General features: G+C 63.9%; 20 protein-coding genes. 13 read left to right on the top strand and 7 right to left on the bottom strand.

The genetic code is table 11. From position 1 onward, the window contains the following. The first annotated feature begins 175 nt into the window (after positions 1–175). Positions 176–1,279 carry an acyltransferase gene (locus MPZ60_RS24345; RefSeq protein ID WP_034350912.1) on the top strand — a complete coding sequence of 368 codons (1,104 nt, stop codon included), beginning with the start codon at positions 176–178 and terminating at the stop codon, positions 1,277–1,279. A gap of 5 nt (positions 1,280–1,284) precedes the next feature. Here MPZ60_RS24345 and MPZ60_RS24340 read toward each other — a convergent pair whose 3' ends face one another. After that, a complete protein-coding gene (locus MPZ60_RS24340) occupies positions 1,285–1,956 on the bottom strand; it encodes a DUF924 family protein (RefSeq protein ID WP_187771843.1) in 672 nt (223 codons plus the stop codon). Positions 1,957–2,233: 277 nt separating this feature from the next. Here MPZ60_RS24340 and MPZ60_RS24335 point away from each other — a divergent pair, with 277 nt between their 5' ends. Then, positions 2,234–2,764, top strand: a complete 531-nt coding sequence (locus MPZ60_RS24335; RefSeq protein WP_003066992.1) for a hypothetical protein — start codon at positions 2,234–2,236, stop codon at positions 2,762–2,764. Positions 2,765–2,831: 67 nt separating this feature from the next. Here MPZ60_RS24335 and MPZ60_RS24330 read toward each other — a convergent pair whose 3' ends face one another. After that, complete coding sequence (locus tag MPZ60_RS24330; RefSeq protein WP_034350909.1) at positions 2,832–3,641, bottom strand: substrate-binding domain-containing protein; 810 nt, start codon at positions 3,639–3,641, stop codon at positions 2,832–2,834. Positions 3,642–3,804: 163 nt separating this feature from the next. On the opposite strand from MPZ60_RS24330, the gene MPZ60_RS24325 reads away from it, so the two are divergent. The 3 genes from MPZ60_RS24325 (at position 3,805) to MPZ60_RS24315 (ending at position 6,650) form a co-directional block, all read left to right on the top strand. After that, on the top strand, positions 3,805–4,689 hold the full coding sequence (locus MPZ60_RS24325) for a LysR family transcriptional regulator (protein ID WP_003066996.1): 885 nt from the start codon (positions 3,805–3,807) through the stop codon (positions 4,687–4,689). A 50-nt stretch (positions 4,690–4,739) separates the two neighbouring features. Beyond that, on the top strand, positions 4,740–5,456 hold the full coding sequence (locus MPZ60_RS24320; protein ID WP_034350907.1) for a glutathione binding-like protein: 717 nt from the start codon (positions 4,740–4,742) through the stop codon (positions 5,454–5,456). 147 nt (positions 5,457–5,603) lie between these two features. After that, entirely contained in the window at positions 5,604–6,650 is a 1,047-nt protein-coding gene (locus MPZ60_RS24315) for a pirin family protein (RefSeq protein ID WP_034350904.1), read from the top strand. A gap of 180 nt (positions 6,651–6,830) precedes the next feature. Here the strand turns inward: MPZ60_RS24315 and MPZ60_RS24310 are convergent, their stop codons facing one another. Next, positions 6,831–7,718 (bottom strand): LysR family transcriptional regulator, encoded by an 888-nt coding sequence (locus tag MPZ60_RS24310; RefSeq protein WP_034350902.1) that lies wholly within the window; start codon positions 7,716–7,718, stop codon positions 6,831–6,833. Positions 7,719–7,845: 127 nt separating this feature from the next. Here MPZ60_RS24310 and MPZ60_RS24305 point away from each other — a divergent pair, with 127 nt between their 5' ends. From MPZ60_RS24305 to MPZ60_RS24290, 4 genes are all read left to right on the top strand, one after another. Then, positions 7,846–9,207: an acyclic terpene utilization AtuA family protein gene (locus MPZ60_RS24305; protein ID WP_034350900.1), complete on the top strand. Its 1,362-nt coding sequence runs from the start codon at positions 7,846–7,848 to the stop codon at positions 9,205–9,207. 15 nt (positions 9,208–9,222) lie between these two features. Then, on the top strand, positions 9,223–9,597 hold the full coding sequence (locus MPZ60_RS24300) for a hypothetical protein (protein WP_034350899.1): 375 nt from the start codon (positions 9,223–9,225) through the stop codon (positions 9,595–9,597). A gap of 67 nt (positions 9,598–9,664) precedes the next feature. Further along, complete coding sequence (locus MPZ60_RS24295; protein ID WP_034350898.1) at positions 9,665–10,636, top strand: tripartite tricarboxylate transporter substrate binding protein; 972 nt, start codon at positions 9,665–9,667, stop codon at positions 10,634–10,636. 77 nt (positions 10,637–10,713) lie between these two features. Then, on the top strand, positions 10,714–11,199 hold the full coding sequence (locus MPZ60_RS24290; protein WP_034350897.1) for a peptidylprolyl isomerase: 486 nt from the start codon (positions 10,714–10,716) through the stop codon (positions 11,197–11,199). A 145-nt stretch (positions 11,200–11,344) separates the two neighbouring features. Here MPZ60_RS24290 and MPZ60_RS24285 read toward each other — a convergent pair whose 3' ends face one another. Continuing rightward, complete coding sequence (locus MPZ60_RS24285; protein ID WP_003067010.1) at positions 11,345–12,262, bottom strand: phosphoribosylaminoimidazolesuccinocarboxamide synthase; 918 nt, start codon at positions 12,260–12,262, stop codon at positions 11,345–11,347. Between the two features lie 441 nt (positions 12,263–12,703). On the opposite strand from MPZ60_RS24285, the gene hpf reads away from it, so the two are divergent. From hpf to hprK, 3 genes are all read left to right on the top strand, one after another. Beyond that, entirely contained in the window at positions 12,704–13,063 is a 360-nt protein-coding gene (hpf, locus tag MPZ60_RS24280) for a ribosome hibernation-promoting factor, HPF/YfiA family (protein ID WP_003067012.1), read from the top strand. Between the two features lie 156 nt (positions 13,064–13,219). Then, the gene (locus MPZ60_RS24275) at positions 13,220–13,693 is read left to right on the top strand and encodes a PTS sugar transporter subunit IIA (protein ID WP_034347954.1); all 474 of its coding nucleotides are present in this window, start codon (positions 13,220–13,222) and stop codon (positions 13,691–13,693) included. 36 nt (positions 13,694–13,729) lie between these two features. Next, positions 13,730–14,689: an HPr(Ser) kinase/phosphatase gene (gene hprK / locus MPZ60_RS24270; RefSeq protein ID WP_034350896.1), complete on the top strand. Its 960-nt coding sequence runs from the start codon at positions 13,730–13,732 to the stop codon at positions 14,687–14,689. Here hprK and MPZ60_RS24265 read toward each other — a convergent pair. The 3 genes from MPZ60_RS24265 to fur all read right to left on the bottom strand — a co-directional run bounded on the left by MPZ60_RS24265 (position 14,686) and on the right by fur (position 18,101). After that, positions 14,686–15,906, bottom strand: a complete 1,221-nt coding sequence (locus tag MPZ60_RS24265; RefSeq protein ID WP_034350893.1) for a DUF1501 domain-containing protein — start codon at positions 15,904–15,906, stop codon at positions 14,686–14,688. The two genes, hprK and MPZ60_RS24265, sit on opposite strands and share 4 nt — an antisense overlap. Before the next feature lie 11 nt (positions 15,907–15,917). Then, on the bottom strand, positions 15,918–17,513 hold the full coding sequence (locus MPZ60_RS24260) for a DUF1800 domain-containing protein (RefSeq protein WP_034350890.1): 1,596 nt from the start codon (positions 17,511–17,513) through the stop codon (positions 15,918–15,920). A 162-nt stretch (positions 17,514–17,675) separates the two neighbouring features. Continuing rightward, entirely contained in the window at positions 17,676–18,101 is a 426-nt protein-coding gene (fur, locus tag MPZ60_RS24255) for a ferric iron uptake transcriptional regulator (RefSeq protein WP_003060349.1), read from the bottom strand. A gap of 146 nt (positions 18,102–18,247) precedes the next feature. On the opposite strand from fur, the gene MPZ60_RS24250 reads away from it, so the two are divergent. Beyond that, a complete protein-coding gene (locus tag MPZ60_RS24250; RefSeq protein ID WP_034350888.1) occupies positions 18,248–18,793 on the top strand; it encodes an outer membrane protein assembly factor BamE in 546 nt (181 codons plus the stop codon). Positions 18,794–18,874 lie beyond the last annotated feature (81 nt).

Below are 18,874 nucleotides of genomic sequence, written 5' to 3'. Positions count from 1 at the left end.
TCCGGCACCCCCGAGCGCGTTTTCATGCGCTCAGTGACCCCCGGGTCGCTGCAAAGAGCTGTTACTGCCTCTTTGCTCAAACTCTGAATACTGCTTCAGCCATGTCTTGTGCATGGCTGTGATTGTTTGTCTGCAAGCCCGGCCCGTGCCTGGGCGAAAGGAAAGGTGTCCGGTTTTGGTGGAGTCGGCGTTCAAGCTGCGCTACAACCCAGCGCTCGATGGATTGAGAGGCATAGCCATTGTGCTGGTGCTGCTCTCGCATGCACATGCCCCGATGTTCGATGGCGCCTTCTTCGGCGTCGATCTGTTCTTCGTGCTCAGCGGTTTTTTGATCACCTCCTTGCTGCTGATGGAGTATCGGCAGCATGGCAAGCTCGATTACTGGCGCTTTTACCGTCGCCGCTTCTTCCGGCTCATGCCTGCGCTGGCGCTGTTCCTTGGAGCCTACTGTGTGTTCGCGCCTTTTATCTGGCCCGATCTCACGGACATCTATTCGGACGCCCTGGTCTCCATTCTCTATCTGGCCGATTACGGCATTGCCTTCTTCGACAGTCCGGACACGCTGCTGCACATGTGGTCGCTGTCGGTGGAGGAGCATTTCTATCTGATCTGGCCGCCGCTGCTGGTTCTGCTGCTGCGCAAGGCCACGCCTGGCCGGGTCTGGGCGCCGCTTGCGGCGCTGTGGCTGCTGAGTACGCTGTGGCGCATCTTCTGGGTGGTGCAGGGCCAGCAGTTCTACGAAATCTTTTTCCGCTTCGACACGCGGGCCTCGGGTCTGCTGGCCGGCGCCTTGCTAGCGGCGCTGATGATGGAGCGCCCGCAATGGGTAGAGCGTCTGCAGTCGCTGCGCGCCTACACCATGTGGTTTGTGCTGGCCGTACCGCTGATCATGGAGCTGGAGTGGGACAACCAGCACGCCATGGTCTGGGGCATCACGGTGGTGGAATGCGCGGCCCTGGTCGTGCTGCTGGCCGTGCAAAAGCCCGCGGGACTGGTCTATGAGATGTTGACGGCACCGGTGCTCATCAAGCTGGGCCAGCTGTCCTATGGCATCTACCTCTGGCATTACCCGGTGGTGCGCTATCTGCGCGCCGATTACTCCTGGCCCGTGACTGTGGTCGCAGGCCTGCTGATCTCTACCGCGCTGTCGGCACTGTCGTTCTACACGGTGGAGCGCTGGGCCATGCGCCACCGCGACCTGGGAGCGAGCAAGAAGCCTGAGCGCCAGCCTCAGGCGCGCCAGGAGCCCGCGCTGCGCGAGGCTACGCGCGGCTCGTGATTGCCCTAGAAGCCTGAGCCGGGCTGGGCCAGGTACTCGGTCTCTTGGGCGGTGCTGGCGCGGCCCAGAATGCTGTTGCGGTGCGGGAAGCGGCAAAAGCGCTCTATCACCACCTGATGGCGATGGGCGTAGTCCAGCGTTCCGGTCAGATACTCGCGCAACTCGGCGTCCGTGGCGCTCTGCAGCAAAGCCTCGAAGGCGGCCACGCTGCGTTGCTGCATGGCCGGGTCTTCGGCATGCTCCAGCGGCAAATACATAAAGACGCGGGCCACCTCGGGCAGCAGCCGGTCGCTGCCGGCGTCGATTGCCTGCAGCGCCAGTGCCAGGGCCTGCGCGTCACCGGCAAAGCTCTTGGGAGTGTTGCGGTGGATATTGCGCGTGAACTGGTCCAGCAGGATCACCAATGCCAGCTGCTGCCATGGACCCTGGGTTGCCCAGTGCTGCAGTGCACCGCCCAGGGCGGCTTCCACGGCAGTGCCAAAGCGCTGGCGCAGCTCCTCGTCGAAGGCCGCCGATTTGGTGAACCACTGCGCCTTGTGCTTCAGGGCATCGGCATTGCCAGGCCTGGGGCTGCCGAACCACTGGGTCAGAACTTGGTCGGGCAGGCTGGTGTCCTGGGCGGCGGCGGTCAGCGCCTCATGGCTGACGGGAAGGGAATTTGCAGTCATGCAAATCATTGTGCATGCACTGCCGCTAGCGTTGACAGTCAACCCTGGATGGCGTCGGACGTTAGATAACAGTCTTTTACCTGCAGATTGCATCAGATAGGGAACTGCGAACACCCATCGAGACTCTGTGGAATAGCAGTCTCAGAGACAATGGATTGATCAAAAACCATAGCTGACAGCGTTGGTTTGTCAAGTGTTTGCATGGGTTTTGAATCAGGTTTTACGGAGTTCGGTGGTCGTGATGAATCGGCGCGCATGGTTGGCGGTGACAGTGTTGGGATTGGGAATGGCTGCCACGGGCTGCTCGGGCAAGTCCGTGCCCAGCAGCGTGAGCGTGAGCCAGCAGAAGCTGCAGGAGATGCTGGCCAGGCGTTTCCCCAGGCAGTTCCCCGTGGCGGGTTTGCTGCAACTGGACCTGAAGGCGCCGCAGCTGAGCATGTTGCCCGAGCGCAATATGCTCAACGCCGTGATCCCGGCCGAGCTCAGCGGCAAGGTGCTCAAGGAGCAGTACAGCGGCCTGCTCAATGTCGATTTCGCACTGCGCTATGAGCCCACTGACCGCACCTTGCGCGCCTACCAGATCAAGGTCAACCAGCTGAGCATGGACGGGCTGTCGCCCGCGCTCAGCGATATGCTGGGGACCTATGCCACGGCATTGGCTGAGCAGGCCATGGGTCAGGTAGTGCTCTATCAGTTGCAGGACCAGGATCTGGCCCTGGTGGATGCGCTGGCCATGGAGCCTGGCGCCATCACCGTCACCGCCCAGGGACTGACAGTGGCCCTGGTGCAGAAGGCTAGCGCGGGCAGCAAGCGCTGAGCTGCCAGGTGACAAAAAAAGCCCGCAGGCGTCTGCCTGGCGGGCTTTTTTGCGGGAACTGCGGCGCTCAGCGGGGCTTGGCGACGGGCTCCAGGCCGGTGTCACGAATCGTCTTGGCGGCGGCGGGCGAGGTGTAGTACTTGAGCAGTTGCTCCAGCCCCTGCGGGTTGGTGGAGGTACTGGCCGTGCCGGCCGAGAAGATGGTGTAGTGCTGTACCGAATCGGGCAGGGTGCCGACATAGCTGATGCCCTCGATGGGCAGCAGTTCGCTGACCTGCTGCAGGCCGATTTCGGCTTCGCCTCGCGCCACGATGGTGCCCACGCGCTCGGTCACGATCTTCTTGCTCTTGGGCATGACCTGATCGTGAATGCCGAGTTTCTTGAGCATCTGGGTTTCGTAGTAAGTGCCGCTGGCGCTGGCCGAATAGGCAATGCTCTTGGCATTGAGCAGCACCTGACGCAGCTTGTCCTCGCTGCTGATGTCGGGGATGGGGGCACCCTTCTTCACAGCCACGCCCACGGCAGAGCGCACCAGGTCGATCTGGGTGCCGTTGCGCACCAGGCCCTTGGCGGCCAGATCGTCGAGCGCACCGCGCGCCAGAATCACCACATCGGCCTTCTCGCCCTTGCTCAGGCGATTGGGAATGGAGGTGGGCGAGGCCCCCATGGACGAGCCATAGGCCGACTCCACCGCCAGGCCGGTCTGGGTCGTGAACTGCGGTGCTAGCAGCTTGTGCGCTGCGGTGAAGCCGCCCGAGGTCATGAGACGCACAGGCTCCTTGGGCGTGCTGCCCGGTTGCTGGGCACAGCCTGCAGCCAGCGCCACAGCGCTGATCAGCAGGGCTCGGCGGACGGTGAAAAGAGGAAACGGCTTCATCAATGTCTCTCTGTATTGGGCGGGCGGGATAGGCCTTGAACCCTTTTGGAATCAACGCAGGCAGCTACTTTCGTCATGGCTGCTGCGGCTGACCGGATTGTGAAAAGCTGCGGTTATTGCGTCCAATACCGTTTGCGTCTGGACTTGATACGAAAATCGTCCTATGGATTTGCGCCGTCTGACCTGTTTTCTGGCTGTGGCCGAGGAGCTGAATTTCAGCCGTGCGGCCCAGCGCTTGCATATGAGCCAGCCCCCGCTGAGCCAGCAGATCCGTCTGCTGGAGCAGGAGATGGGGGCGCAGTTGTTCGAACGCTCGCGTCGCGCTGTGGCGCTGACGCCGGCAGGCCTGCTGCTGCAGGACAAGGCGCGGCAGATCGTGGAGCTGCACCAGCAGGCGGGCGAACTGGTGCGCATGGCCGCCCATGGCCTGGCGGGGCGGTTGCGCATCGCCTTCACGGCATCGGTGCCACTGTTTGATGAGTTCTCCACCATGTTGCGCGACTTTCGCAGCCGTCACCCGCAGGTGGAGCTGGATCTGCAGCATATGACCACGGGCGAGCAGATCGCGGCATTGACGGCGGGGCAGATCGACATCGGCTTCATGCGCCCCTCGCCGACGTTTCGCATCCCCGTGCCGATCAGGGAGCAGACGCTGTGGCGCGACGAGCTGAAGCTGGCCCTGCCGGTGGCACATGCCAAGGCGGCTGCGGGCGAAGCACTGGCACTGAGCAGCCTGGCCGACCAGCCTTTTGTGCTGCACCCGGCCGTGCTCGGCGGCGGCCTGCACGAACATATTCTGGCGCTGTGCAGCGAGGCCGGCTTTGTGCCGCGCATCGCCCAGCCGGCGCGTGAGACCTCGACCATGCTGGCACTGGTGGCCGCCGGCCTGGGGCTATCCATCGTGCCCAGCGTCTATGAGCGCATCTGCCCGCCCGGCGTGGTGCTGCAACCGCTGGCCGATGCCGCGCGCCACTCGCGCATTGCGCTGGTCAGCATGCAGCAGGCACCATCACCTTGCGTGCAGATGTTCTGGCAGTTGCTGCGCTGAGCGGCCTCTGCCGTTACGATGCGGCAAACCCTTTTTCAGGAGCCAGCCGCATGACCCGCACCCTTGCCGATTTTTCCGTGACCCGCAAATGGCCCGCGCAGCACCCCGAGCGCATCCAGCTGTATTCGCTGCCCACGCCCAACGGCGTGAAGGTGTCGATTGCGCTGGAGGAAATGCAGCTGCCCTACGAGGCGCATCTGGTCAGCTTCCAGACCAATGACCAGCTCACGCCAGAGTTTGTCGGCACCTTCCCCAACAACAAGATTCCCGCCATCATCGACCCGCAAGGCCCGGGCGGAAAACCACTGGCGCTGTTCGAGTCGGCGGCCATCCTGATCTATCTGGCCGAGAAGAGCAGCAGCCCGCTGCTACCCGCCGACCCCGCGGCGCGTTACGAGACGCTGCAGTGGTTGATGTTCCAGATGGGCGGCGTGGGACCCATGTTCGGCCAGGTCGGCTTCTTCCACAAGTTCGCGGGCAAGGACTTCGAGGACAAGCGCCCGCGCGACCGCTATATCAACGAGTCCAAACGCCTGCTGGGCGTGCTGGAGCAGCGCATGCAGGGCCGCGAGTGGATCATGGGCGAGCAGCTCACGATTGCCGACATCGCCATCTGGCCCTGGGTGCGCAATATGGTCGACGAGAACGGCTACAACGCCGCCGAGCTGGTGGGCTGGAACGGGTTTCCAGAGCTGCAGCGCGTGCTCAAGGCCTTCATGGCCCGCCCGGCGACGCAAAAAGGCCTGAACATTCCGCCGCGCGGCTGAGCGCCGACCAGGGCAGTACGGGCTTGCCGCTGTTGCAAAAGCGGCAAGTACTGTCCCAGCGGTGATGTCTTTCAAACCCATGGTCTGGCCTTATCTTCGAGACTTAAGGCCCTGCAGCTGGCTGCGGCCTCTCAAGAGGAGAACTCCATGACCACGAATCGTCAACCCATTCTGGAAAGTGCCCCGCTGGGTCCGCGCTGGCCCTGCCTGGACCCCTTTCTGTTCTGCGCTCACCACGATGACAGCTATCCGGCCAGCAACGGAAAGATGGGCGTGCAGGCCGTGGAGTTCGAGGGGCGCGAGATGGGCAGCGACTTCAGCGCCCGCAACGGCTTCTCCATGTACCACGGCGAGCCGATTCCGGGCTTTCCGGGCCACCCGCATCGCGGCTTCGAGACCGTGACCCTGGTGCGCAAGGGCCGCATCGACCATGCGGACTCGCTGGGCGCGGCCGCGCGCTTCGGCGGCGGCGATGTGCAGTGGCTCACGGCCGGCAAGGGCATCCAGCACTCGGAGATGTTTCCGCTGCTGAACAGCGACAAGCCCAATCCGCTGGAGCTGTTCCAGATCTGGCTGAACCTGCCCGCCAGGAACAAGATGGTGGAGCCCCACTTCACCATGTTCTGGAACGAGCAGATTCCGCGCCTGAGCTTCAGCGATGCGGCGGGCCGTAAGACCACCGTGACCGTAGTGGCTGGTGCCCTGGACGGTGCGGACAAGGCTTTGCCGCCTCCGCCCGAATCCTGGGCCTCCCAGGCCGGCAGCGATGTGGCCATCTGGACGCTGGAGCTGGAGCCCGGTGCCCGCTGGAGCATGCCCAGGGCAGCAGGTGACCAAACTCACCGCATGCTCTACTTCTTCGTAGGCAAGAGCATGACTGTGGGTGGCGAAGCCGTGAACGGACATCTGGCCATGCATATCGACGCTCAGCGCGAGCTGGAGCTGGTCAACACCGGCGATGTCAGTGCAGAACTGGTGCTGCTGCAGGGCAAGCCGATTGGCGAGAAGGTGGCGCAATACGGCCCCTTTGTGATGAACACGCAGGAGGAGATCATGCAGGCCATGCAGGACTACCGCCGCACCCAGTTCGGCGGCTGGCCCTGGAAGGACAACGATCCGGTGCATGGCAGCGAGAACCGCCGCTTTGCGCGCTACCCGGGGGCCGAGGTCGAGGAGCTGCCTCCCGGCGCCTGATACGGCTCAGGGCCTGAAGCTGGCAGCCTCCGGCGTGCGGCCCAGTTCCCTGAGCACCGGCCATGCCGGTATTGTTCGTGTTCGCGCGCGCGGGCATGGACTGCGTCCCTGCGGGCGGTGCCCAGATCCAAGGGGGCGCAGCCTGCTTGAATGTGCACGGCAATGCCTGGGGGCATCCGCTCAGCCGAACTCCCCTGCGAGGAAATCCACCACGGCGCGCACGCGCGGTGCCAGGGATCTGCCGCGCGGATACAGCAGATAGAAGCGGTCGTCCTCGCTGCGCTCCTGGAACTGCTGCAGCAGCGGCACCAGGGCTCCGCGCTCCAGGTCGGCGGCGATATGGAAGTGGGCCAGCCGCACCACGCCGTGGCCCAGCAGCGCCAGGCTGCGCAACAGCTCGCCCTGGTTGGCTCCGATGTGGCTGGGAATGTCTATGGTCTTGAGCCCGCCTTCCTCGTGGAAGGTCCAGCGGTTCCACTGCGTGCGTATGGTGAAGTTCAGGCAGCGGTGCTGCAGCAGGTCCTCGGGCTGCTCGGGATGGCCGAAGCGCTGGAGGTACTGCGGCGCTGCGGCTATCACCCAGGGCCTGAGCATCAGCGGGCGGCCGATCAGCGTCTGCTCCGTAGGCCTGCCGCTGTGGATGGCTACGTCTATGCCTTGACGCACGAAGTCGCCGCGCTCCGTGCCAAGGACGAAATCCAGGTGCAGGCGCGGGTGCCGGTCCATCAGCAGATGCAGACGCGGCGCCACCAGGTACTTGGCCGTGGTCAGCGCCGTATGGATGCGCACCGTGCCCGAGATTTCGGCATCGGCCACGCGCACACAGGCCTCAGCCTGCTCCATGGCCTGCACCACGCGCTGGCTGGCGATGCGAAAGTGCTCGCCTTCCTGGGTCAGGCGTATGGCTCCGGCAATCCGCTCGAACAGCCGCACGCCAAGGCGTGCCTCCAGGCGAGCGATGAGCTTGCTCACCGCCGAAGGCGACAGCTCTAGCCTTCTGCCGGCACCGGAAAAACTGCCTTCTTCGATCACGCGCAGGAATACCGTCATCTCGCCGAACTGGTCCATCTAAGGTCTTCGCCCCCTGTGAATTTGATTCACATGCGCTGTGCGCGCGCATGCGTTGTCTCTTGAAAAACGACTGTACAGAATGGTCTCAGCCCCCGGGTCTGGGGGAACAACGGAGACAAGCGCAATGAATGACAGCAAGATCCTGCGCATAGGCGCGGGAGCCGCCTGGTGGGGCGACCGGATCGAGCCCGCAGCCCTCAATGCCGAGCGTGGCCGGCTCGATTACCTGTGCTTCGAGACCATGGCCGAGGCCACGGTCTCCGCCGCGCAGGTCCGGGCCCGACGGGACCCGTCCTTCCCGGGCTACGACACCTATCTCGACGACCGCATGCGAGCCGTGCTGCCTGCCTGTATGCGCCAGGGCACGCGCATCATCTCCAACCAGGGGTGGATCAACCCGCAGGGTGCGGCACGGCGCATCGTCGAGCTGCTGCGCGAGCTGGGCATCACCGGCGTCAAGGTGGCGGCCGTGGGCGGCAGCCTGATCACCGACCGCGTGCTGTCGCTGGCCCCCACCATCCTGGAGACCGGTGCCCCCACGCAGAGCATTGCCCACTCGCTGATCTCGGCCGAAGCCTATCTCGGGGCCGCTCCCATCGTCGATGCTCTGGCGGAAGGTGCGCAGATCGTGGTCACGGGCCGCGTGGCCGACCCTTCGCTGTTCCTGGCTCCAATGGTGCATGAGTTCGGCTGGGACCTGCTGGACCATGAGCGCGTGGGTGCCGGCAGTGCGATAGGCCATCTGATGGAGTGCGGGGCTCAGGTCACCGGGGGGTATTTTGCGGACCCCGGCCTCAAGGACGTGCCCGAGCCCTGGAACCTGGCCTTTCCCATCGCCGAGGTCGATGCCGAAGGCGGCGTGACCCTGTCCAAGGTGGACGGCACGGGCGGCATGATCAGCCCGCAGACAGTCAAGGAACAGATGCTCTACGAGGTGCACGACCCGGCGAACTACATCACGCCTGATGTGGTGGTCGACTTCACGCAGGCCCGCATCGAGCAACTGGCGCCGGACCGCGTGCGCGTGACGGGGCTCACGGGCAAGCCACGCACACCCACGCTCAAGGTCTCCATGGGATGCACGGAGGGCTTCATCGGCGAGGACATGTTCTTCTACGCCGGCCCCGGCGCGCTGCGCCGCGCCCAACTGGCCAGGCGCATCCTGGAGGAGCGCTTGCGTATCGTGAAGCTCGATGCCGAGGAGGTACGCATCGACTTCCTGGGCCTGAATGCCGTGCATGGCGCTGCCACGCCGGTGGATGCGCCCGAGCCCTATGAAGTGGCCGTGCGCGTGGCGGCACGCACCCGTTCGCGCGAGGAGGCAGTCAAGGTGGGGCGGGAAGTGGACGGCATGGCGGTCTCGGGGATTGCCCACACCGGCAAGCGCGTGCCGCACCAGGAGCGCACGCGCGAGGTGATAGGCGTGTGGTCCTCACTGGTGCCGCGCGAGCAGGTGACGGCGCATATCGACTACTTCACGAGCTGAGCAGGGGAGCAAAGCATGCAGGACATGAACCAGGACATCCGGGTGCCGCTGGAGCAGGTGGCGCATACGCGCTCGGGCGACAAGGGCAATACTTCCAACATCGCGGTGTTTGCCTACGAGCCCGAGCTCTATGCGCTGCTCAAGCAGCAACTGAGCGCCGAACGCTTCAAGGCCTCCCATGGCCGGGTCATCACCGGCGAGGTGTTGCGCTACGAGGCCGATAACCTGCACGCGCTGAACTTCGTGGCGCACGGTGCGCTGGGCGGCGGCGTCTCGCGCAGCCTGTCGGTGGACAACTACGGCAAGGCGCTGTCGGCGGCCATCTTGGGCTTCGAACTGCTCGTGCCCGCAGTGCTGGCGCCGCTGCTGCGCCGCCGTGCGCCGGGCTGAACTGGCGCCGACATCCAGTACGGGCATCCGCCGCATATTCCATAAAACTCCACCAGGAGACACCGCAATGACCTTGCATCTGTTTCGCGCCGCCGCGCTGGCCATGGCGGCCTGCGCGGGCGTGGCCCTCGCGCAGGCCACGGCCTATCCCGCCAAGCCCGTTCGCATCATCGTGCCCTATCCGGCAGGAGGCACCACGGACATCATCGCACGGCTGGCGGCGGCCCAGCTGTCCGAGCGGCTGCGCCAGCCCTTCGTCGTCGAAAACCGGGCCGGCGCCAGCGGTGCCATAGGCTCGGTGGCCGTGGCCCAGGCCGCCGCCGACGGCTATACCCTGGTCATGGGAACGGCCAGCTCGCACGGCATCAACTCGGCGCTGCAGAAGAACCTGCCCTATGACGCCGTCAAGGACTTCGCGCCCGTTACCGTGGTGGCCAGCACGCCCAATATCATCGTGGTCCATCCCAGCGTCCCCGCGCGCACCCTGGGCGAGTTGCTGGCGCTGGCCAAGGCTAGGCCCGGGCAGATCAACTTCGGCTCGACCAGCCCCGGCGGCTCTCCGCACATGAGCGCCGAGCTGCTCAAGATGATGGCGGGCGTGGACATGACCCATGTGCCTTACAAGGGCGCATCGCCCATGCTCACCGATCTCATGGGCGGGCAGATACAGGCAGGCTTCGACAACCTGCCGTCCACCATCGCCTTCGTGCGCAGCGGCAAGCTGCGGGCGTTGGCTGTGACCACGACGCAGCGCTGGCCCGGGGCGGCAGACATTCCCTCCGTCGCCGAAAGCGTGCCCGGCTACGAGGTCTCGGGCTGGTTCGGCCTGCTGGCTCCGGCGGGAACGCCCAAGGCGGTGCTCGACACGCTGCAGACCGCAGTCGCCCAGGCCGTGCGGGACCCTGAGGTGACCCGGCAACTGCGCAGCCTGGGCGCCGAGCCCGTGGCCAGCAGGCCCGAGACCTTCGCGCAGCAGATCCGCGCCGACGTGGACAAATGGCGCGGCGTGGTTAAGGCCACGGGCGTGACACTGGAATAGCCCGAGTCACCGACAATGGCAGCTTTGCGCGGTGCCTGACTCGGGGTCAGACACTGCACCACTCGAAATCCATTGTCATGAACATCACCAAAGACACTGCCGTCACCATCAACTACAAGATTCACGAGCTGCTCGCGGGCGGCGTGGCCGTCAAACTGCTGGACAAGGGCGATGTGGCCTATCTGCACGGCGGCTATGACAACATCTTCGCCAAGGTCGAAGCCGCTCTGGACGGCAAGCAAAAAGGCGATACCGTGACCGTGGATCTGGCCGTGGCCGACGCCTTCGGCGAGCGCGACGAAAGCCTCAAGCGCACCATTCCCAAGGGCGAGTTCCCTGCGGGCGTTAAGGTGGGTGGCCAGCTGCGCGGAACCAATGACCAGGGCCTGCCCCAGATCTACAACGTGGTGAAGATCAAGGGCCCCGTGGTGCTGCTGGATGGCAACCACCCTCTGGCCGGTTTTGCGCTGCGCTTCAGCGCGGTGGTCAACGAGGTGCGTGCGGCCTCCGAAGAAGAAATTGCCCACAAGCACGTGCACGGCGGCCACGGCCATCACCACTAAAAACATAGCTTCAAGCGTATGCAAATAAAGGATTCCAGCATTATTTTCAGCTGAAATCCTTTATCTGAAAGCGCAAGCAGCTATCAAAACAAAAAGGCCCCCGAATTTCTGTTCCGGAGGCCTTTGTCTGTTTGGGACCGATCGCTCAGGCGGTCAGGCGATCCAGCGCTTCGCGGTACTTGGCCGCCGTCCTGTCGATCACCTCCTTGGGCAGGCGGGGCGCAGGAGCCTTCTTGTCCCAGGCCTTGCCGTTGACCTGGGCCTGCTCCAGCCAGTCACGCACGAACTGCTTGTCGTAGCTGGGAGGGTTCTCGCCCTTGGCCAGCGCGTCCTCGTAGCCTTCCACGGGCCAGTAGCGCGAGCTGTCGGGGGTCAGCACCTCGTCCATCAGCACCAGGGTGCCGTCTTCGGTCAGGCCGAACTCGAACTTGGTGTCGGCAATGATCATGCCCTTGGTCAGCGCGATCTCGGCCGCTTCCTTGTAGATGCGGATGGCGGTGTCGCGGATCTGGGCCGCGAGCTGCTCGCCCACCATTTCCACGGTGCGCTCGTAGGTGATGTTCTCGTCGTGGTCACCCATTTCGGCCTTGGCCGCGGGGGTGTAGATGGGCTCGGGCAGCTTGGCCGCGTTGGTCAGGCCGGCAGGCAGCTTCACGCCGCAGACCGATTGCGATTCCTGATATTCCTTCCAGCCGCTGCCGGCCAGATAGCCGCGCACCACGGCTTCGATCAGCACGGGCTTGAGGCGCTTGACCAGCATGGAGCGGCCTTCGACCTGCTTGACTTCCTCGGGCTTGACCACGGACTCGGGCGCTTCGCCGGTCAGGTGGTTGGGGCAGATATGGCCCAGCTTGTCGAACCAGAACAGCGCCATCTGCGTCAGCAGCACGCCCTTGCCGGGAATGGGCTCGCCCATGATCACGTCAAAGGCGGACAGGCGGTCGGAGGCCACCATCAGGATGCGGTCGTCGCCCACGGCGTAGTTGTCGCGGACCTTGCCACGTGCGAGCAGGGGCAGCGAGGCAATGTTGGAGGTATGCAGGGCGGAGGGCTGGGTGGTCATGGTCGAGATAGGGCTGTCAGGCAATTCAGGCGTGCAGTCGGTCAGCAGGCGCCTGAAAGCCCAAGGGGCTGCCAGCGTCGCAGGCCCGAGAGGCGGCTGCGTAAAAACGCGATTTTAATGGCGCAGGCAGGGGTTTGGACGGTCACGGTCTTTGCCAGTGCACGCCTGCTGCGATCGAGGCCCTGGGGCATGCCGGCGTATCCCTTGCATGCGGGCCAAAGCCACTCATTGTGGCGTCAAAACCGCCTGTCATCAAACCGACAAACAAGGCCCCTGGCGAGCCTGCGCTATCACGGTCATTTCGTTGCCTTTGGCGTGGGGCGGGCGCATAGTGGGTTCACAGCAAAGACGAATGCGCATTCCGAACTGCCAGGCTGCGGCACAGCCATCAGGCGCTGTGAAACCGCAGTGATTTCACCGAGAGCTAAGGAGTGTTTTGTTATGAATTTGACGATTAGCGGGCATCACCTGGAGGTCACTCCCTCGCTGCGCAGCTATGTCATGGCCAAGCTGGAACGCATTCTCAGGCACTTCGATCAGGTTGTGGACGTGAAGGTACTGCTCACAGTCCACAAGCAAAAGGAAAAAGACAAACGACAGCGCGCCGGTTGCACGGTGCGCGTGAAAGGGCAAGACTTGTTCGTAGAGACGCAGCATTTCGACCTCTATGCCGCCGTGGACGCCCTGGCCGACAAACTCGACCGTGTGGTGATGCGCTACAAGACTCGTCAGCAAGGCCCGCGTGCCACAGCCAAGCGACTGGACTCCGGGGGCTTGCAGCTGGCGCAGGTGTCAGCTTGATGAAAGCGAGGCGCAAACCTAGCTTTTGCGCCGGTTTGTTGCAGGGCTGTAGCCTTGTTACAACGCTAAAAGCGCCGCCCTACGGGGCGGTTTTTGATGGTGATCAGGGTTTCCCCACGGTTTTCAGCGCTGCGGTGCATAATTGTTGATCACACCATGAATCGCCTAGCCTCTATCCTTCCCGCCGCTCAAGTGCTTGTGAGCGTTGATGTCACCAGCAAGAAACGCGCTTTCGAGGAAGCGGGTTTGCTCTTTGAGAGCTTGCATGGTCTGTCTCGTGCCCTGATCACCGATAGCCTGTTCGCACGCGAACGCCTGGGCTCTACCGGTCTGGGGCATGGAGTTGCCATTCCCCATGGCCGCATCAAGGGCCTGACGGCTCCCATGGCGGCAGTGTTCCAGCTGGCCAACCCCATCGGCTTCGATGCGCCCGATGAGCAGCCGGTCGGCCTGCTGATCTTTTTGCTGGTGCCCGAGGCGGCGACGCAAAAGCACCTGGAAATCCTCTCCGAGATCGCCGAGCTGCTCAGCGACAGCCAGTTGCGCGAGCGTCTGAAGTCGTCCACCGATGCGCAGCAGCTGCACGGCATGATCGACAGCTGGCAGTCCTCAATCACCTCCCAGGCCTGAGTCCTGGCCCTTCTTTTTGACTGACAGGGCCTTGCCATGAGACCCAGCGCCATCAGTGCCGACGTACTGTTCGAGGCATTTCGCAACTCCAGCCTGCGCTGGCAGTGGGTAGCGGGGCTGGGTGCCTCCGAGCGCCGCTTTGACGAGATGGCCGTGCGCTCGGCCCGCTCGGGTGCCGATCTGGTCGGCTACCTCAACTACATTCACCCCTACCGCCTGCAGGTGCTGGGTGAGCGTGAGATCGCCTATCTGACCAATGCCACCTCGCAGGACTGCCTGCGCCGCATTGCCCGCATCGTCACGCTGGAGCCGCCGGTGCTGGTGCTGGCCGATGGCCAGGACGCTCCCGACGAGCTGATCTCCATGTGCGAGCGCGCGCATATCCCGCTGTTCTCCACCAAGGAGCAGTCGGCCTTTGTCATCGACGTGCTGCGTGCCTATCTGTCCAAGCATTTCGCCGATCGCATCACCATGCACGGCGTGTTCATGGATATTTTGGGCATGGGGGTGCTGATCACGGGTGAATCGGGCCTGGGCAAGAGCGAGCTGGGGCTGGAGCTGGTCACGCGCGGCAACGGTCTGGTTGCCGACGATGCGGTGGACCTGTACCGCATCAACCAGACCACGGTCGAAGGCAAATGCCCCGAGCTGCTGCAGAACCTGCTTGAAGTGCGCGGCATCGGCCTGCTCGATATTCGCTCCATCTTTGGCGAGACGGCAGTGCGCCGCAAGATGCGGCTCAAGCTCATCGTGCACCTGGTGCGCAAGGAAACCATGGAGCGCGAATACGAGCGCCTGCCCGCCGAGCCGCTGACCCAGGATGTGCTGGGCGTGCCCGTGCGCAAGGTGGTGATCCAGGTGGTGGCGGGCCGAAACATCGCCGTGCTGGTGGAAGCCGCAGTGCGCAATGCCATTTTGCAGCTGCGCGGCATCGACACCTACCAGGAATTCGTGATGCGCCACCGCCGCGCCATGGAAAGCGGCGAGTCGTTCTAGACCAGCTGCAGCCTGCCTGGCTGGGACGTCGGAAAGATCTGCTGCAGCTGCGCTGCGTTCAAGCCGTACATGCGCGCAAACAGGCCGCCGAGCAGGGAGCGGTATTCGTTGAGCACGGGGTAGTCGCGGTTCTGGAACAGCGCTTTTTCGGTGACTTCGATCTGCTCGCCCAGCACCTTGCCGCCGGCCTGGGCCGAGAGGCCGCCGCCGAGAAACCAGTAAGCCGTGCCATGGCCGTGGTCCGTGCCCTTGTTGCCGTTTTCGCGGAAGGTGCGGCCGAACTCGCTGATCACCGCCACCACGGTATGGCGCCAGGTTTCGGCTCCCATGGCCTCGGCGAAAGTCGCCAGGCCCTGGCTCAGGTCGCCGAGCCGGTTGGCCAGATTGCCGCTGGCGGCGCCCTGGTTGACATGGGTGTCCCAGCCTCCGATATCGACAAAGCCCAGGTCGAACTGCTCGCGCATCAGATGCGCCATGCGCTGGGCTACCAGGCTGAAGCCCTTGGCACTGATGGCATTGCGCCCGGCCTGGTCCATTTCCTCCTGCATGCTGCGCTGCACGGCACGCTGTACCGCAAAGCCTTCGCGAACCGGCGTCTCCAGTGCCGAGCCCTGATACATGGAGGCAATGATCTGGCTGCGCTGCTCATCCACGGCCGTCTTGCGCACGGAGGCCAGCGCCATGTTCGCCACCTGGGCGCTGCCGCGCAGGCATAGAGGCCGCTGGGCGGTGAAGGCCATGGGGCTGAGGCTGAGCCGGCTCTGGCTGTCGGCCTGCAGCACCCGGGTCAGCCGGTTCAGAAAGCCGCTCTGATAGCTTTTCCCGCCTTCCTGGGGCTGGCCCAGCTCGATCGAGTCCTGGGTTTCGAAATGGCTGCGCGAGAGGTCGTGGCTGCCTGCAAACGGTACAAAACAGGCCTGGCCCTGCTCGTACAGCGGCAGCAGACTGCTTTGCAGCGCGGGATGCAGTCCCCATTGAGAGCTCAGGGCCAGAGCCCCGTCGGCCGATCCCGAGCGGGCAATGGCGATGTTGGGCCTGGCCTGATAGTAGAAGTCGCTATGGGTTGGCACCAGCAGGCTGTTGCTGTCGTAGGCGCCGCGCAGGAAGACCAGCAGAAAACGGGGCGAGCCGCTTTGCAAGGGGGCGGCCAGGCCTTGGCCCAGCTGGCAGAACAGCGGCAGGGCAGCGCCGAGGCTGAGAAATTGACGTCTTTGCATGGCTGCCCTCCTTAGCGGTACATCATTTCGGGGGCAGAGAGGAAAAAGCTGTTCCAGTCCGCCGGGTTCCTGGTCTGGGCCAGTGCGGCGCGTGTGGCGGCACCCAATGCCGGCACGCGAGCCTGGACGCTGCTGCGCTTGTCCAGGTCGGGATAGGGAGGCTTCTCCAGCGGCTGCTGCGCGCTGCTGCGGAACAGCAGCGCGCCGCGACTGCCAATCTGCCTTGCGACCTCGAAGCGGGCATTCATCTGGCCGGAGCTGGACCAGTCCGACTGCGTCACGGGGTAGCCGTCGGGAGTTTCGTGGCCGTACAGCGGCTGGCCCAACTGATTGAGCCAGTTCTGTACCGGTGACACGTCGCTGGCCACGCGCTGGTCATAGGCCAGGCGTGTGGCGCCCAGCACATAGTGGACCGGGTCCTTGAAGCCCTGGCCGAACTGCTGAGCCTGCGGGTCGCTCAGCAGGGCCGCCAGCGTGGCGGCAATATCGCCATGGCTGCGCTCGAAGGCCTGGGCCGTGCGCTCGACCACGGCCTGGGGCGGCTTGTCGCCGAGAAAATAGACGCAGAGCTTGCGTGCTATGAAGCGCGCAGTGACGGGCGAGGCCACGATGCGGTCTACCGCCTCATTGACCTGGGCCAGTCCGCTTTTTTCCAGCGGCCTGCCGAGCAAGACCTGGGGCGTGTAGTCGTGGCGATTGGGGTTGAATTCGAAGAAGCCATGGCGCAGATAGTCGCCCTGGCGTTCGGGGCGCAGCCTGGGTGGTGGGGCATCGGCTTCCCGGGTGGAGAAGCCCACACCGGTCAGCACATGGGCCATGGCCTGCACATCGGCCTGGGTGTAGCCGCTGCCCACGCCCATGGTGTGTAGCTCCAGCAGTTCGCGCGCGTAGTTTTCATTGATGCGCCCGGCGGCATTGCTGGCATTGTCCAGATACAGCAGCATGGCCGGGTGGCGCATGCTGGCAGTCAGCAGCTCGCGGAATTTTCCCAGCGCATGGGGGCGAATGGCCTGCTCCTCGTAGTCGCCCACCCACATGCGCACATCGCCCTTGCGGGTGCTGACGTTGAAGTGATTCATCCAGAACCAGGTCATTTGCTCCTGCAACTGGTGAGGCGAATAAAGCGCGCGCCAGATATGGCGTTTCTGGGCTTCGCCGCCCAGCTGATTGAGCTGGCGTTGCAGCTCGCTGCGCAGTTTGGCGGCTTCCTCGGGATCCTGGCTGTTGCGAATGGCCAGGCGCTGGTCGGCAATTTCGCGCTGGATCTGCGTCATGGGCTTCTGGCTGATGCCCAGGGCATCGATGTGCTGCTGCACCTCGGTCGGCATGGGCGCGGAGGAGGGACTGAGCTGGGCGGCCAGCCAGCGCTTGAGGCCTTGCTGCTGCAGCCGGGCCGCATCATGGTCGGTGGCGCCCCAGGTGACCCGGTCCAGCCATTGCTGGCTTTGCTGCGCGCTGGGCTTGTCGGGCAGGGCGCTGCTGTGCAGCGTCTGCAGCACCTCGGGGCTGGGGCGGCCCGATGAGGGGGCCAGCGGTGCGCAGGCGGTCAAGGCGAGGGCTGCCAGACAGAGCAGGCCCTGGACAGGTGAAAACGGTAGCAGCCGCATGAACCGGGTCTCCTCAAGCGCGGGAATGACTGCAGCATACGCAGTCCGGCTCGATATTGGCTTGAGGCTTGATGGAGCTATGTAAAGAAGTCCTCACCAAATGTAAAAAGGGCAAGACATCTGCATGTCCTGCCCCTGGGTTCACCGTCGCGTTTTGCGTTCTTACTTGGCAGCGCGTGTGGCGCATTCGGCGCACTGGCCGTAGAGCGCCATGGAGTGATCCTGGATCACCCAGCCTTTTTCCTTGGCGATCAGGTTCTGGCGCTTTTCGATTTCGGCGTCATAGAACTCTTCGACCTTGCCGCAGCTGGTGCAGACGAAGTGGTCGTGGTGCTGGCCCTCGTTGAGCTCGTAGACGGCCTTGCCGCTTTCGAAGTTGCTGCGGATCAGGATGCCGGCCTGCTCGAACTGGGTCAGCACGCGGTAAACCGTGGCCAGGCCAATATCCGAGCGCTCGTCCAGGAGCACCCGGAACACGTCTTCGGCCGTCATGTGGCGCTGGGCGCCCTTCTGGAAGATTTCCAGGATTTTCAGACGCGGCAAAGTGGCTTTGAGGCCCGTGCTTTTGAGTTCATCAATATTTTTCATGTCGGCTCTCTTGGTGGACTACGGGCACATGGAAGGCTGGACTCACTTGTTTAAGGAGAAGCTTTACACGCAGATAAAGGGAATCTCCAAGTGTCTCCGGGGCCTGCCGCTACAATGAACCCGATCATATCCCTATGCCATTACCCATGCATGTTCAAGCCCGTAGCCGCGCAGGTCTGGCCCTGACGTTGGCAATCGCAGCGGCACTGGCCGGCTGCAACAGTATCGATGGCGCCGCGCACCGTGTCGCCAATGCCGTCACTCCTTACAAGATTGATGTCGTGCAGGGCAACTTCGTGTCCAAGGAACAGGTCGAGGCCTTGCAGCCCGGCATGAGCCGTCAGCAGATTCGCGACATTCTGGGCACACCCCTCGTGACCAGCGTGTTCCACGGCGATCGCTGGGAATACGTGTTCACCATCAATCGCCCCGGCGTGGAGTCGCAGATCCGCAAGCTCACCGTCTTCTTCAATGGCGACGCCTTTGCGCGCGCCGAGGGTGACGAGATGCCTTCCGAGTCCGAGTTCGTGGCCAGCCTCAAAGGCATGAAGGGCACGCCCAAGGTTCCGCAGCTGGAAGCCAGCGAAGCCCAGCTGGCCAAATACCCTGCACGCAATAACGCCGAAGCCGAGCAGGCTGCGGCCAATCTGCCGCCCGCCGCCACCAGCTATCCATCGCTGGAATCGCGTTAAGCATCAGAACAGGCTGTTCCCCGCTTGCAGAAAGCGGTGGATGCTCTCTTTTTGTGACGGCGTGGATGTGATCCTGCCGTC

The sequence above is a fragment of the Comamonas sp. 7D-2 genome, from assembly GCF_022749555.1.
Taxonomy (GTDB): Bacteria; Pseudomonadota; Gammaproteobacteria; order Burkholderiales; family Burkholderiaceae_C; genus Comamonas; species Comamonas thiooxydans.
Note: the sequence above shows the minus strand (reverse complement) of the source record. Positions and strands in the feature narration are given on the sequence as shown.

What these genes read in the sequence shown, in the direction of transcription:
- MPZ60_RS24335 (WP_003066992.1), top strand. Translation starts at nt 2,234, where the DNA reads ATGGCTGCCACGGGCTGCTCGGGCAAGTCCGTGCCCAGCAGCGTGAGC.
- MPZ60_RS24310 (WP_034350902.1), bottom strand. Translation starts at nt 7,718, where the DNA reads ATGGACCAGTTCGGCGAGATGACGGTATTCCTGCGCGTGATCGAAGAA.
- MPZ60_RS24315 (WP_034350904.1), top strand. Translation starts at nt 5,604, where the DNA reads ATGACCACGAATCGTCAACCCATTCTGGAAAGTGCCCCGCTGGGTCCG.
- MPZ60_RS24325 (WP_003066996.1), top strand. Translation starts at nt 3,805, where the DNA reads ATGGATTTGCGCCGTCTGACCTGTTTTCTGGCTGTGGCCGAGGAGCTG.
- MPZ60_RS24295 (WP_034350898.1), top strand. Translation starts at nt 9,665, where the DNA reads ATGACCTTGCATCTGTTTCGCGCCGCCGCGCTGGCCATGGCGGCCTGC.
- MPZ60_RS24260 (WP_034350890.1), bottom strand. Translation starts at nt 17,513, where the DNA reads ATGCGGCTGCTACCGTTTTCACCTGTCCAGGGCCTGCTCTGTCTGGCA.
- hpf (WP_003067012.1), top strand. Translation starts at nt 12,704, where the DNA reads ATGAATTTGACGATTAGCGGGCATCACCTGGAGGTCACTCCCTCGCTG.
- fur (WP_003060349.1), bottom strand. Translation starts at nt 18,101, where the DNA reads ATGAAAAATATTGATGAACTCAAAAGCACGGGCCTCAAAGCCACTTTG.
- hprK (WP_034350896.1), top strand. Translation starts at nt 13,730, where the DNA reads ATGAGACCCAGCGCCATCAGTGCCGACGTACTGTTCGAGGCATTTCGC.
- MPZ60_RS24285 (WP_003067010.1), bottom strand. Translation starts at nt 12,262, where the DNA reads ATGACCACCCAGCCCTCCGCCCTGCATACCTCCAACATTGCCTCGCTG.
- MPZ60_RS24320 (WP_034350907.1), top strand. Translation starts at nt 4,740, where the DNA reads ATGACCCGCACCCTTGCCGATTTTTCCGTGACCCGCAAATGGCCCGCG.
- MPZ60_RS24305 (WP_034350900.1), top strand. Translation starts at nt 7,846, where the DNA reads ATGAATGACAGCAAGATCCTGCGCATAGGCGCGGGAGCCGCCTGGTGG.
- MPZ60_RS24290 (WP_034350897.1), top strand. Translation starts at nt 10,714, where the DNA reads ATGAACATCACCAAAGACACTGCCGTCACCATCAACTACAAGATTCAC.
- MPZ60_RS24275 (WP_034347954.1), top strand. Translation starts at nt 13,220, where the DNA reads ATGAATCGCCTAGCCTCTATCCTTCCCGCCGCTCAAGTGCTTGTGAGC.
- MPZ60_RS24330 (WP_034350909.1), bottom strand. Translation starts at nt 3,641, where the DNA reads ATGAAGCCGTTTCCTCTTTTCACCGTCCGCCGAGCCCTGCTGATCAGC.
- MPZ60_RS24340 (WP_187771843.1), bottom strand. Translation starts at nt 1,956, where the DNA reads ATGATTTGCATGACTGCAAATTCCCTTCCCGTCAGCCATGAGGCGCTG.
- MPZ60_RS24250 (WP_034350888.1), top strand. Translation starts at nt 18,248, where the DNA reads ATGCATGTTCAAGCCCGTAGCCGCGCAGGTCTGGCCCTGACGTTGGCA.
- MPZ60_RS24300 (WP_034350899.1), top strand. Translation starts at nt 9,223, where the DNA reads ATGCAGGACATGAACCAGGACATCCGGGTGCCGCTGGAGCAGGTGGCG.
- MPZ60_RS24265 (WP_034350893.1), bottom strand. Translation starts at nt 15,906, where the DNA reads ATGCAAAGACGTCAATTTCTCAGCCTCGGCGCTGCCCTGCCGCTGTTC.